Here is a 12,607-nt window from a genome sequence, read left to right as displayed (position 1 = left end):
AGAGCCATGTCGAGGCGATCCGCCGCTACCAGCGGCTGCGGCAGGACTACAAGCCGGCGCAGATCCGGATCCTGCTCGAAGCCGAGGCCAATGCGGGGGACGGTACGCGGATCGCCCTGGCGCCCGGCGTGACGCTGGTCGTCACCCCGGCGCTCCTCACCCCCGATACCCACCCCCGCGCCATCGGCGATCTCGCCGAGGCTGCGCTCGACGCCCTCCTCAAGCACAGTTCCAAGGAAACCCCCGATGCCGCTTAGCTCGATCACCGCCCAGGACCCGCTGGGCGGGTTCCGCCATCTGGCGATGGTGGCCGGCACGCAGCGGCCCATCCCGCTGGCCGCGACCCGCTTCACGATCCGCATCCTCGGCAATCTGGCGCTGGTGACGGCGGAGCGGTGCTTCCGCAATGACGAAGGGGAGTCGATTGAGGCCACCATGACCTTCCCGGTGCCGGTCCAGGCGGCGCTGGTCGGCATGTCGGCGCGGATCGGTGAGCGGCGGGTCGTTGCCGCCACCCAGCGCAAGTCGGCGGCCCGCGAAACCTACGAGACGGCGATCGATGACGGCCGCACCGCCGTGCTGCATGAGGAGGCGCTGCGGGGGGTGCACATGATCAGCGTCGGCCACGTCCCGCCGGGCCAGGAGGTCGCCGTCCTTGGCACCTGGGCTATCCCGCTGGCCGCCGCCGGGGACGGCGCCATCCTGCTCATCCCAACCACGGTCGGCGACGTCTATGGCCGCAGCCCGCTGCCGGACAGCGACGACCTGACCCATGCCCCCATCCTGTTGGAGGCCGATCTCGAGGTAAGCTGCGACAGCGGCGTCGTCTCCCTCGAGGGCGGCAGGCTGGTAGAGGGCAAGGCCCGCGTCACCCTCAATGCCCCCATTGTCATCCGGGTGGCCGGTGCGGCGCCGCAGATCCTCCGCGGTGTCGCCGCGGATGGGCGTACTGTTGCCCTGACGGTCGAGCCCGCGGCCCCGGGCGACGCGGCGCTCGATGGCGTCCTGCTGCTGGACAACTCCGGCTCCATGAACGAGGCCGCGGCCGGCAGCCATGGGAGTCAGGTCCGGATACCCTCCAAGCATGAGGTGGCCCTGCGCGGCCTCAAAGGCATCGTCGCCGGCCTGCATCCCACCGACCGGCTGGATATCTGGGAGTTCAATAGCCTCCCGCGGCATCTGGGCCTCGGGATCGGTGCTGCTGCCATGGGCAGGTTGGTTGCCCGGCTGCAGCCGCCGACCGGCGGGACCGAGACGGGACAGGCGATCGAGGCTGTACTGGCAGGCCGTGAAGGTGCGGACGTGCTGCTGGTGACCGATGGCCAAAGCCATGCCCTCGACGTTCACGCGCTGGCGCGGCGTGGTGCCCGCTTCACCGTGGTGCTGGTCGGGGAGGACAGCCTGGCGGCGAATGTCGGGCACCTGGCGGCGCTGACCGGCGGGCAGATCTTCGTCTCCTCCGGCCTCGACCTTGCCGAGGTGCTGCGACAGGCCATCGCCTCCTTGCGCGGCGGCCGGTTGCACCAGCCGAGGATCGAGGGTGAGGCGCCGGAGGCCGCCGCGACCTTGATGGGCGGCATGATGGTCACCGCCCGCTGGGAGCCTGCCCAGCACCTATCGCTGTCCGCCACTGCCGCCGAAGCCGAAGCGGGCCGCGCAATCGCCGCCTATGCGGCCTGGCTGGCGCTGCCGTGCATGGCGGAGGAGGAAGCCGCGGCGCTGGCAGAGGCCGAAGGCGTGGTATGCCACCTCACCTCGATGGTCCTGGTGGATGCGGCGGGCGAGGCGCAGCAGGGCATCCCGGCCCAGCGCAAGGTGCCGCTCATGTCCCTGGGGCTCTTGGCTGACCCGCATCCGCTCATCCCGATGGACGCCGCCATCCCTTCGGTATCCAGAACGCCCGCCATGCGCACCTCGGCTCGTGCTGCGGCAGCGTTACCTCCACCCCCTGCGGCCTGCGCCGGCGCATTGCCCAGCGGCGGTGGTGGCCGAGGCCAGCAGGCTCCGTCCATCCGGAACTCTCCGCGCCAAACTGGCACCGGCAGACTATTTCACCGCGTGCTGAATCAAAACTCTCCCAAGGCCGGCTCGCCAGTGCCGCTACTGCCAACAGCGCCTCTGCTCTCAAATCTTAGGGCCTGCCTCGGCCGGGTGGATTGGACCGGCAACCTGGAGGCAATGCGGCGGGGTGTGCTGCAGGGCAACGTGCCGTCCGACGTGCTGACGCATCTGGAGGCGGTGGCAAAGCTCGGTGCGGTACAGGATCTCGCCGCTGTGCTTGGAGTCACGGCTGAAGCAGTTGCCGTAGCGCTGCTGGCACGCGCCGAGGAAATGTCTAGCCGTAGCGCGGCGCGCCTGGCGCGTGCCGTTCTTGGCGCTGCCGATAGGACGATGCTTGAGGCGGCAGCATGGGCAGTTGGCCTCTGAACGAAGCGGGGTAAGGCTGGAACACGATCATGACTATCCGGTTATTGGCCGGACAGTCTGGCAGGGAATTTTCATGGCCTGATCAGCGGTAGTTCAGCTGGATAAGGTGTTTCACCATCGCTGGTGCGATGACAACGAAGTCCGAGGTGGTTTTCGTGGCGAAACTGGGAACGAGTGTCCAGATCGCCGGGCAACGCCGATGGCGTTTGCGTCGCCGTGAACGTATCCGTCAGCCGACCAGCATGGCACGACGCCGGTAGCGTTTGTCTGGACCGTTCGCAGCGAAGCTGGTCTGATCCCGGCAACGGCGCCTCTGCTTCATAAGCGCTGCGGGAGGAAGATCGGCTATGAAAGCATTGTTTGGTCGGCGCGCCCTGGGCGCCGCCGCGCTTCCGATGTTGGCGACACCCAGGCTGGCGCAAGCCGACCTCGCTGCGTGGCCGAACCGCCCGGTGCGGCTGATCGTCGGCTACCCCGCCGGCGGGTCCACCGACATCTGCGCCCGCATCCTGGCCGAGGACTTCCGCACCCGCCTGCCCCAACCCATGGTGGTCGAGAACCGCACCGGCGCCAACGGCTCCCTCGGCGCCGCACACGTGGCCGCAGCGACGGACGGGCACACCCTGCTGATCAGCAACACCAGCACCATGACCGTCAACCATCTGCTCTACCGCGATACGCGCTACCATCCGCTGCGCGACCTGCTGCCCATCGCCACGATCACCATCAGCCCCTTCATCCTGGTGATCAATCCGCGCAACCCGCGCACCCAAGGCGTACGTACGCTCGAGGATCTGATCGCACTGGCGCGGCGTCAGCCAGGACAGGTCACCTACGCCTCGGCCGGCGTCGGGAACCTGCAACACCTGCATATGGAGCAACTGCTGACCGTGGCCGGTATCCGAATGCTGCACGTGCCCTACCGCGGTTCGTCGGTTGCCACCAACGCCATGGTAGCCGGTGAGGTGGACGTGCTGTTGGACACCCCCACCACGGGCGGGCCACTGATCCAGGCAGGGACCTTTGCGGCATTGGCCACCACTGGCGAAGCTCGATGGCGTGAATTACCGGAGGTGCCGACCGTCAAGGAGGCCGGCTACGCCGACTTCAGCGCCGTCTTCTGGAACGGGTTGGTCGCGCCCGCCAACACGCCACCCGAACTGGTGCAGAAGCTATATGCCATGATGCAGGTGGCTGCGACATCGCCCTCGGCGCGCGCTCCCCTGTTGGCCCAAGGCGATATTTTCGTGCTGGATCCCGGGCGCTTCCGCGAACGCATCTCCGCCGACATCGAGCGGAACGCCGCGGCCATCAAGGCCGCCGGTATCGAGATGCAGTAAGCTGCCGCTGACGGAATGGCCGCGGGTTCAAGTGCGACAGATCAAGCGCGGTGCTTTTCGCTCTGCCATGAAATTCGAAGCAGCGACCGCTGCCAGCATCGACGGCCGCAATGCCGATGCCAAGCTCTTCAATCGGACCTGAAGCGCGATTGCTTTCGGGAAAGGCGCATGCAAGTCCAGAACACAAAAAGCCCCATGACCTCGGTTTGAGGGCATGGGGCTTTGTGGGTCCTCCCCTGAGGGAGGACCTTTGAGTGACGGCTACGGCACCAGCGACGCGCGCTGGAGACGGCTACGTCGGCGGTATTCGAGGACCTTGGCCTGGAAGGCCCGGAACTTGGGGATCCGCTCAAAGCGCACGAGGTAGCCGCCGTAGGTCAGCTCACGGTGGCACGCCGCGCAGACCAGCCAGCCATGCTCCGGCCGGTTCAGGCCGCGATGGAAGACATGGTCGAACTCGGCGCCGGGGACCGGCTGGCGCTCGAGGGTGAGGACCGGTGTAATGCCGCAGCAGGGACACCGGCCGAGGAAGGGCGCGGCCGCGGTGACCTTGACGATGATGGCCTTGGTCTCGCCCGAGAACTTGTTCCTCTGGCCCAGCAGCAGGTCCTGCGCCGAAAGCTGCAGGAGCATCAGGTCGGCGGCATGCCGGTCGAGGACATCGAGCCGGTCGTGCAGCTGCCGAATCTGCTGGGCGATCTGGTGGGCCAGCCGCTCGAGGCTGCTGGCCGAAGGTTCGTCCGGTCGCTCCATGGCGGCGCGGACGACGGTGTTGCACCAGAGGTGGAAGGCGGGGGCGAGATAGCGGGCATAGGCCAGCGCGAGCTGCCAGTGCCCCCAGGTCCCGCCCTGGTGGCCGCGGACGGTGGCGATGAAGCCATCGGTGTCGAGGTGCCAAATGCCGGTGTGGCCGGCATTTGCGGCGACCGGCTCGTCGAGCTCGGTCCAGTGGGTGCCTGCATGGGCACGGAAGCGCCGGGTCTCCTCCAGGAGCAGCCAGTCGGAAGGGCGCCGGTTCGCCGGGCGGTCGGCTGCCTGCCACATGTCGGTCAGGTTGAGCATGGTGCCGCGGCGGCGAATGGGCGTGCCCTGGTAGTTGAGGCTGTCGATGGGGGTCATTGGGATCTCCAACATCGGGTTTCGGCCCATGCTCAATCGGGCCGCAACGGTCGGCTCGGAGCTGCCGAGACCACGGGAGACGGGTTGGAGATCCAAAGGGGCGGCAGGTGGGTCCGGCCGCGCGATGGCGACCGGGCCCGGCACGGCAGCCGGCCATGGCCGGACACCGCACTGCCTAGCGCGGGACTGGCCCGCGCCGCTGCCGCACGTATGCGGCAGGCCGGCGCAGCATCCCGGAGGGGTCCGGGGCGGCGCCGGGTGAGCCTCATCCATGCCGCCGTCCTGCCACCGCTGGCAGGGCAAGGGTTCGCAGGTGCGGCCGGCTCAGTGCCGGATGCGCGGTGCCGGGCGCGGGCGGCGTCCAGGAGGGCGCCACGCGGGCTCCGCCGCGGCGGGGGACGAGGAGAGACGAGAGGCCCACGACCCGGCCCTGGGCCCGGTCAGGGGCGGCGCGGGAGGGCTGCCGGGACGTGCAGGCAATGGCAGCGCGATCCTGCGCCGGCCGGCTTGGTGCTCGACCCTTCCGGGAAAGACCCGGACTGCGTTGCTGTCAGGGGAGCGAGGGTGCCGGCGAGGTCGTGCCTCTCGTGCAGTACAGATGGGTACGCCACCCCATCATTTCAATACTATTTCGTACTGTATTGGCGTCCGCAGTCATTCGCAAACAAATCCGATTGCCAGGCACATCAACCAGGGATAGGATTTTCTTGCCCCGATAGAGCGTGATCAAGATCACGCCTTTATCCTGGTGCCGGCAGCTATTGGCACCCTTGCTCGTCAGCGGCGCTCCGGCGCCGCACGCTGGGAGAGCACCCAGCCTCCCGGACCTCGAAAGCCGGGCTGCCCCGTTTGTCGCCGCTGGGGCGCGGCGAGGTCCGATTGCATCGGGCCAGACTGAGGCACGTCTCCATGTTTCCCTCCCCATCACCGCAGCCATTGGCTGCGCGTCTCCCCTCGCCTGCCTGCCCTGTCGGTCACTGCCCACCAATCCTCCATGGTCCTGGTCGGGTTACGCGGCAATCCACCACGACCACCACGCCGGCCAGCCATGCCGCGTGGATCGGTCGTCGCCGCACGCGTCTGAATGCCGCGCCGACGACTGCGAAGGAGCCGCATCATGCGCATGGATGATGACCGGCTGCTCACCGTCGCCGAGGCCTGCACCTGGCTCAACATCAGCGATCGCACCCTCCGGCGATGGCGTCAGCAACGCGTGCTGCGCGCCGTGACGGTCGGTGGCGCGGTGCGGATCCGCGAGTCCGATCTGCTGCGGCTTGTCTCGGTGGAGGATGACGAAAACGTAGATGGGCCAACGGATTTAGCGGTCCGCATGAAAGCGCCGCACCGCTAATTGCCGTGGTGAATGGTGCTACGTCCCCATGATGGCCGCTCCTGTCCGCGCCTGTCCGCTCCGCTCTCGAGGTCCCCAATGAACGCCATTTCACAGACGATCACCGCCCAACGCCAGCCCCGGATCATCACCCGGCTCGACCTTAATTTCGAGGACCTGATCACCACAATCGAGACCTCTGACACGTTGACCAGAGATCAAAAACGCATCTGGTCATCGGATCTCCGGACGACCGCGGCGATGTTGGGATTGTCGCCTACAGCCGTGCCCTGCGACGTCATCTGGCTGAACCACAACCTGTTCCGTAAGGACTGCACCGACTTCGGCAAAAGCTACGAACGATTCCGCAACATCAAGCTGTCGGACCGCAAAGCTCTAGAGTTTATCGGGCTACGGCAGCCGCGGATCTGCGGCGAGGCGGGCCTCTCCCCGGCCTGGATCGCGGTGCTCGATGCCGCCCTCGTCGTACCGCAGCGGGCCGGCCTGCGGCGGATGGCCCGGTTCTGCGCTATCCGGTTCATCGAGCCCGACCAACTCACCGACCCGGTCTTCGCGGACTTCCTGGCGGAGGAGGTGATCACCCGGCTGGATGGCAAGGCCTCGAAGCGGGGCCCGACCATCGTCCGCGCCTGGAACCGGATCATTGCCAGCAGCCCTGCTTTGCAGCGGTGCCAGCCTCTGCAGGCGCCACGGCAGCGCGAGCCCTATACCTTTCCCATCACGTACTTTCCGGAGAGTCTGCAAGCGGAGTACGCCGAGCACCGAGAGTGGATGAGCCCCAGCCAGGGCAGGAGCCATTTCAAAGGACGCCGCGGCAGGCGCCGGGGCAGGCCTGCCACCCTCAAGACACGCAGCTTTTCCGTCCTGCAGATGCTGGGTGCCCTTGTGCAGATGGGGCACGATCCGGCCGCCATCACCGGCTTTGACTATATAATTCGCTATGCCAGCGACATCCTCGACTTCTTCGAGGCACGCGCCATCGCCCGGCTGCCCCCGAAGCAGCGGGATGATGATGAGGAGGAGCCGGAGATCGTCGGTGGCCAGCTCGCGGTGATCGCCGACACGCTGTTCATCATCGGGGTGCATTTCCTCGGATTGACCGGCGAGGTGGCGGACGAGCTCCGCGAGATGCGCAAGCTGACGCAGCCCCGCCGCAAGGTCGGCCTGACCGGCAAGGTGCGCGAGCGCCTGATGCAGCTGATCCAGCCCTACAACCGCAGCCGCCTGCTGTTGCTGCCGGAGGGGATCGAGCAGGAAGCGCGCGCCGTCGATCCGACAGATGCGAAGATGGCGCAGCGGTTCATGATCGCGGTTGCCATCGAGGTACTGCTGGCTTGCCCGCTGCGGATGAAGAACCTGACCGGGCTGCGGCTGGACCGTCACCTGAAGCGGCTTGGCCCGGGCGGCCGCTCGGTCACCCACATCGTCATCGAGGGCACCGAGACCAAGAACCATGATGTGGTGGAATGGCCGGTGCCGCCGGCGACGGCGAAGCTGCTGGAGGTCTGGTGCCGGGTCTGGCGTCCGGTGATGGCCGGCCACGGCATGGCCAACGCCCACCTCTTTCCGGCGCTCGACGCGGCGAATTCCAAGAGCCAGGCCGCCCTCGCCGAGGGCATCAAGGGTCTCATCCGGCGTGAGCTGGACCTCGCGGTGCATCCGCATCTGCTGCGGCACTTCGCGGCGTGGCGGCACCTGAACCGCTACCCCGGGCAGTACGAGATCGTCCGGCGCGCTCTGGGCCACAGTTCGATCGAGACCACCATCGGGACCTACTGCGGCCTGGAAGGCGAGGCGGCCGCGCGGCTGTTCCACGGTGGCCTGGAGCAGGACAAGACCGAGGCGCGGCGGCTGGTCCGCGCCAGGGCAGTCAGCAAGACGCCCAAGGGCCGGCGCTGAGGGAGGACGGCATCATGGCACGCATCATCGACCCACGCCGCCGCTGCTTCGTCCCGCCAGACTGGCCCAAAACCGACCACCGCCTCTGGGAGGCGGCGATCGCCGCCCGCCGGGGTCGGTTCTCGAAGCGCGGCCTGGCCGCGCGGCTGGCCCCCGCCAGCCTCGAGAAGACGATGGAAGGCTATGGTCGCTGGCTTGGGTTTCTGCAGTATTACGGCTGGCTTGACCCCGAGGTCGGGCCGCTGGCGCGCCTGGATGAGGACCGGGCAGCGGCCTACCTCGACGAGCTGGTCGCCCTCGGCAACCGCGACTACACCATCGTCGGCCGCTTCCAGGAACTGCAGACGGCAATCCGTATCATGGAGCCGCGCGCCCAGGTCGCCTGGCTGAGCCGGCCGGGCGGGGTGCCCCTGCGGCAGCAGCTGGCGATGGAGAAGCGCAGCTTCGAGGTACATCACAGCGCCACCCTCTACGCCTGGGGCTTCGAGTTGATGGAGGAGGCCCTGACTCTGTCAGCGCCCTGCAGACGGCGGGTCATGCTGCGGGACGGGCTGTTGATCGCCTTGCTGGCCGCGGCCGGACCACGCCTGGGCTCGGTGCAGGTCATGCGGCTCGGCCAGCAGATCCGGTTCGACGGCGTGGAGTGGTGGATGACGCTCGACGTCCCCGACATCAAGACCGACAAGCCCCATCGCGTCCCCCTGCCCGCCAGCCTGACGCCATGGTTCGAGCGCTACGTCGCGGTCGAACGGCGCGAATTGCTGGACGGCGAGGTCAGCGACGCGATGTGGATCAACTGGGGTGGCAAGATTCTGGAGGAGGCCGGGATCGAAAAGCGCATCCGCTGGTGTTCGGCCAAGCGCTTTGGGCCGGAGAATGCCTTCGGGGTGCATCGCTTCCGGCACAGCATCGGCACCACAGCACCCCTCATGGCGCCGGATACGCCCGGCATTGGCGCTGTATTGCTCGGCATCGGTGGTCGGGTCCACGAGCAGCACTACGACCGCGGGCTGCGGGCCGCGGCTGGCGCTGCCTACCTCACCGGGCTGGACGAGGACCGCGAGGAAGCCCGGGCCTATCTGCGGCGCCTGGCAGAGGAGGGTCCTGCACCGGATGATGCCCCCAAGGATGGTCGCGGCATAAACCGGAAGCCTCCATCAAAACCTTAAGGCGTCGGAAGCCGCACAACCTCATATCGGGATTGTGCGGCTTTCATGTCGCGCGGTGGCATCACTACATCGGCGCAGCGAAGCGGAGGTAGCGCGCCCTACCAGCAGGCCCGAGGCGTGGGGCGGTCCGCTCTCAGCCGACCAGCGACACCAGTTCAGAATAAGGCGGCAGCAGCGGATCGGCCGTGTAAAGCCGCATCGGCTCGACCATCGCCTGTGCCACCAGCAGGCGGTCGAAGGGATCACGGTGATGCAGCGGCAGGTCGGCGACCCGCGCCGCGGCATCGGCCCGGACAGGCAGCTCGGTGAAGCCGGTGTCACGGGCTGCCTGGGCGATCTGCTCCGGGCGCATGGGAAAGTCGGCGCGGCCGAGCCTGGCCTTGATGGCGATCTCCCAGATGCTGGCGGCGCTGAACAGCACCTCATTCGCCGGATCCTCGAGCAGGGCCCGGGTTCTGTCATCCAGCCGGGCTGGCGTGTCGAGCGCCCAGAGCAGGATGTGGGTGTCGAGCAGCAGGCGCATCAGCGCCCCTCGAAGCCGGCGAGGTCGTCGTCGGACAAGGGCGCGTCGAAATCAGCGGGCACCTGGAGTTGGCCTGCCAGGATGCCGAGGACGCGTCGTGGCACGGGCGGCGACGGCGACGCCAAGGGCATCAGCCGGGCCACCGGCTTGCCGGCACGGGCGATGACGATCTCCTGCCCTGCCGCGGCTTCGTCGACCAGGCGGGAGAGCTGGGTCTTTGCGGCGTGAATGTTGACCGTTTGCATGCTGCCTCCGGACTGGACTAAGTCGGGTCCATATAGGCAATGGGCGTGTAACCTGAAAGCAGGTTGTCTTGGTGGTGCTAGACCGGTCCGTTTTGTGAACGGTTCGATAGCAAAGCCATGCGCCGCATCCTGCCGCCGTATGGGCATGTCGATTGCCAGTCGAAGATCTGCTCGGCATCCTACCAAAAGACGCAGGTGACAAGGGCAGCAATGGACAGCAGCGCGGGCAGTCTCCTGGTGTCCGCGCCTGCATGGAAACCAGTCACGGACGCGGGGCTGTCCCGCCATACCGCCTCCCGCCCGCCCCTCCACGTCCATGTCGTTTCGTCGCTGAGCCTGGGCGGGGCCGAGCGCATGGTCGCCGATCTCGCTCGGGCCTTCGCGGAATGCGGCACCGAAGCAGTCATCGTGGCCCTGCATGATGCGCCCCAGGAGCATCCGCTTGCTGAACAGCCGGGCATCACCCTGCACCGCCTCGGCAGCCTGCCACACCCGGCGCGCATGGAAATGGCCGCGGATCTTGCCCAGGCATCGGGCCTGGCCGCCTATTGTCACGTGCTCTCCGCCGCGGATCTCCGCACGCTCTGGGCCTTGGGGTGTCCGACCGTCCCGGTAGCGCACAACGCGGCCCTGGGATGGACGGATGACCCAATGGCCTGGGATGCCTCCCCCCTCGTTCCCTTCGTCGTCGCCTGTGGCGAGGCGGTCGCCCGCGACCTTGCGGTACGCGGCCTGCGCAAGCCCATCCGGGTCTTCCGCCATGCCGTGCCGGCGCCGCCACCGCTGGAGGCTGGTCAGCGCATGGTGATTCGTCTGGCCCTCGGCTGCCAGCCGGAGACACTGCTGATCGGCATGGTCGGACGGATCGTGCCGCAGAAGCGGCATGACCGTGCCGTCCGCATTCTTGCCGCGCTGCGTACGCGCGGCGTTCCCGCCCGCCTCGCCATCCTCGGGGCCACTCGTGGCAGTCAGGGGCAGGCGGCGCGGGCGGCGCTGGAGGCCGAGGCGGCGCGGCTCGACGTCCGTGCCGCCATCGCTATCCCCGGTCCCGTGGCGAATGCGGCAGCCCTGCTGCAGGCCTTCGACGTCGTCCTGACCACCAGCGACTACGAAGGCGTATCCATCGCCAGCCTCGAAGCCGTGGCGGCCGGCGTGCCGGTGGTGACCGCGGACGTCGGCGGGCAGGCCGAGGCGATCGGTCTCGGCGACGAACTGCTGCCGCCCGGCACGCCGGCCGGGGGTTGGGCCGATGCCATCCTGCGCGCCGTCGTGCGTCCTCCTGGTCCCGGCATGTCCCGACCCGACTGGCTGCGGCAGGCGGTAGCGCATGCCTGGCCCTGGACACTTGCCCTTGGCCCGGGCGCCCCCCTCCGGCCGGTGTCCGGCCGCCTTCTCTTCGTCACGTCGAATCTCGATGTGGGCGGCGCCCAGCGCAGCCTGTGCAACCTCGTCGCAGAACTGCCGGCGTGGGGGATCAGGCCGACCGTCGCGGTTTGTGGTCCGGTCGGCGTGCCCGGCTTCATGGAGCGGGCGCAGGCGATGGGGGTGGCGTTCCTCGATCTCGCCGGCGATGGCGGCCTGGACAGGCGGGCGGGGCGGATCATGGCGCTGGCCCGTACCCTGGCGCCCGAGGCGCTGGTCTTCTGGAACCTCGATCCGGAAACCAGGACTGCCGTAGCCAAGGCCATGGCGGGTGGCCCGATCCGCTTGGCCGACGTGAGTCCGGGCCCGATGTCCCACGCCAGCCTCGAGCGGGTCAGGCTGCTGTCGGGCCAGGCCCTGGCGCTGGAGCCGGACCAATATCTCGCCGCCCTAGACCTGCTGGTCGCCAAATACCAGGGCGGTGGTCCACTACCGGGTTGCGGCCGGCCCCGGAGCCTGGCGATCATCCCGAACGGCGTCCCCGACCCTGGCCCTCCCCTGCTACCAGGCGAGGGCCCCGGTCCGCCCGATGGTGCCGATCCGGCACGCGCCGTGGTGACCCTGAGCCGGCTGGTGCCGGAGAAGCGACCTGACTTGCTGCCCCTTGTCGCCCGGGCACTTGGCCGCCTACTGCCGGGCGCGACCCTGACTGTGGTCGGCGGCATGCACGACGAAGGCGGCGACGCCGGCTGGCGGATGCTGCTCGATGCCTGCGGCCCCGAGGGCCTGCCGCCAAACCTCCATCTTGCCGGCCCGGACCACCGGGCGACGGGGTTTCTGCCCCGGTTCGCCTGCCTGCTCATGGTCTCCTCCGAGCAGGGTTGCCCGAATACCTCGCTCGAAGCGATGGCTTGCAGCCTCCCGGTGGTGGCCAACCCGGATGGCGGCACGGCGGAACAGGTCATCAATGGCGAGACGGGCCGGCTTGTGCCCGACGCTGCCGATCCGGACACTTATGCCTGGGCGCTGGCAACCGCCATCGCCGGCATCCTGCGCGATCCGGCACTGGCCCGTGTCATGGGCGAGGCGGGCCGCAGGCGGGCACGGGAGCGGTTTTCCATGGCAGGCATGGCCGAGGCCTACAAGTACGCCCTGACGGGACGCTGAGGGGG

At 68.3% G+C, this 12,607-nt stretch carries 10 protein-coding genes; 7 read left to right on the top strand and 3 right to left on the bottom strand.

Going from position 1 to position 12,607, the window contains the following annotated elements:
- The 3 genes from AC0IW9_RS25360 to AC0IW9_RS25350 form a co-directional block, all read left to right on the top strand.
- Positions 1 to 257: hypothetical protein (locus AC0IW9_RS25360; RefSeq protein ID WP_471651075.1), on the top strand; the 257-nt coding region annotated here is incomplete at its 5' end.
- The gene (locus AC0IW9_RS25355) at positions 247 to 2,427 is read left to right on the top strand and encodes a VIT domain-containing protein (protein WP_471651074.1); all 2,181 of its coding nucleotides are present in this window, start codon (positions 247 to 249) and stop codon (positions 2,425 to 2,427) included. The genes AC0IW9_RS25360 and AC0IW9_RS25355, both read left to right, overlap by 11 nt.
- 347 nt (positions 2,428 to 2,774) lie before the next feature.
- Entirely contained in the window at positions 2,775 to 3,767 is a 993-nt protein-coding gene (locus AC0IW9_RS25350) for a Bug family tripartite tricarboxylate transporter substrate binding protein (RefSeq protein ID WP_471651073.1), read from the top strand.
- A gap of 261 nt (positions 3,768 to 4,028) precedes the next feature.
- Here the strand turns inward: AC0IW9_RS25350 and AC0IW9_RS25345 are convergent, their stop codons facing one another.
- Positions 4,029 to 4,886 (bottom strand): KilA-N domain-containing protein, encoded by an 858-nt coding sequence (locus AC0IW9_RS25345; protein ID WP_471651072.1) that lies wholly within the window; start codon positions 4,884 to 4,886, stop codon positions 4,029 to 4,031.
- A gap of 1,117 nt (positions 4,887 to 6,003) precedes the next feature.
- On the opposite strand from AC0IW9_RS25345, the gene AC0IW9_RS25340 reads away from it, so the two are divergent.
- The 3 genes from AC0IW9_RS25340 to AC0IW9_RS25330 all read left to right on the top strand — a co-directional run bounded on the left by AC0IW9_RS25340 (position 6,004) and on the right by AC0IW9_RS25330 (position 9,305).
- Entirely contained in the window at positions 6,004 to 6,237 is a 234-nt protein-coding gene (locus AC0IW9_RS25340; RefSeq protein ID WP_471651071.1) for a helix-turn-helix domain-containing protein, read from the top strand.
- A 78-nt stretch (positions 6,238 to 6,315) separates the two neighbouring features.
- Positions 6,316 to 8,136 carry a site-specific integrase gene (locus AC0IW9_RS25335; RefSeq protein ID WP_471651070.1) on the top strand — a complete coding sequence of 607 codons (1,821 nt, stop codon included), beginning with the start codon at positions 6,316 to 6,318 and terminating at the stop codon, positions 8,134 to 8,136.
- A 14-nt stretch (positions 8,137 to 8,150) separates the two neighbouring features.
- Positions 8,151 to 9,305 (top strand): tyrosine-type recombinase/integrase, encoded by a 1,155-nt coding sequence (locus tag AC0IW9_RS25330; protein ID WP_471651069.1) that lies wholly within the window; start codon positions 8,151 to 8,153, stop codon positions 9,303 to 9,305.
- A 133-nt stretch (positions 9,306 to 9,438) separates the two neighbouring features.
- On the opposite strand, the gene AC0IW9_RS25325 is transcribed toward AC0IW9_RS25330, so the two are convergent.
- Both AC0IW9_RS25325 and AC0IW9_RS25320 read right to left on the bottom strand, forming a co-directional pair.
- Complete coding sequence (locus AC0IW9_RS25325) at positions 9,439 to 9,828, bottom strand: type II toxin-antitoxin system VapC family toxin (protein WP_471651068.1); 390 nt, start codon at positions 9,826 to 9,828, stop codon at positions 9,439 to 9,441.
- Positions 9,828 to 10,073 (bottom strand): type II toxin-antitoxin system Phd/YefM family antitoxin, encoded by a 246-nt coding sequence (locus AC0IW9_RS25320; RefSeq protein ID WP_471651067.1) that lies wholly within the window; start codon positions 10,071 to 10,073, stop codon positions 9,828 to 9,830. The genes AC0IW9_RS25325 and AC0IW9_RS25320 overlap by 1 nt, the downstream gene beginning before the upstream one ends.
- Positions 10,074 to 10,310: 237 nt before the next feature.
- On the opposite strand from AC0IW9_RS25320, the gene AC0IW9_RS25315 reads away from it, so the two are divergent.
- On the top strand, positions 10,311 to 12,602 hold the full coding sequence (locus AC0IW9_RS25315) for a glycosyltransferase family 4 protein (RefSeq protein WP_471651066.1): 2,292 nt from the start codon (positions 10,311 to 10,313) through the stop codon (positions 12,600 to 12,602).
- The last annotated feature ends 5 nt before the right edge of the window (positions 12,603 to 12,607 follow it).

The sequence above is a fragment of the Belnapia sp. AC561 genome (assembly GCF_979252845.1).
The sequence above is the reverse complement of the archived record's forward strand: the minus strand, read 5'-3'. Positions and strand labels throughout refer to the sequence as shown.

Excerpts from the sequence above, each read along its gene's own strand:
- AC0IW9_RS25355 (WP_471651074.1), top strand. The coding sequence starts at position 247 with ATGCCGCTTAGCTCGATCACCGCCCAGGACCCGCTGGGCGGGTTCCGC.
- AC0IW9_RS25350 (WP_471651073.1), top strand. The coding sequence starts at position 2,775 with ATGAAAGCATTGTTTGGTCGGCGCGCCCTGGGCGCCGCCGCGCTTCCG.
- AC0IW9_RS25345 (WP_471651072.1), bottom strand. The coding sequence starts at position 4,886 with ATGACCCCCATCGACAGCCTCAACTACCAGGGCACGCCCATTCGCCGC.
- AC0IW9_RS25340 (WP_471651071.1), top strand. The coding sequence starts at position 6,004 with ATGCGCATGGATGATGACCGGCTGCTCACCGTCGCCGAGGCCTGCACC.
- AC0IW9_RS25335 (WP_471651070.1), top strand. The coding sequence starts at position 6,316 with ATGAACGCCATTTCACAGACGATCACCGCCCAACGCCAGCCCCGGATC.
- AC0IW9_RS25330 (WP_471651069.1), top strand. The coding sequence starts at position 8,151 with ATGGCACGCATCATCGACCCACGCCGCCGCTGCTTCGTCCCGCCAGAC.
- AC0IW9_RS25325 (WP_471651068.1), bottom strand. The coding sequence starts at position 9,828 with ATGCGCCTGCTGCTCGACACCCACATCCTGCTCTGGGCGCTCGACACG.
- AC0IW9_RS25320 (WP_471651067.1), bottom strand. The coding sequence starts at position 10,073 with ATGCAAACGGTCAACATTCACGCCGCAAAGACCCAGCTCTCCCGCCTG.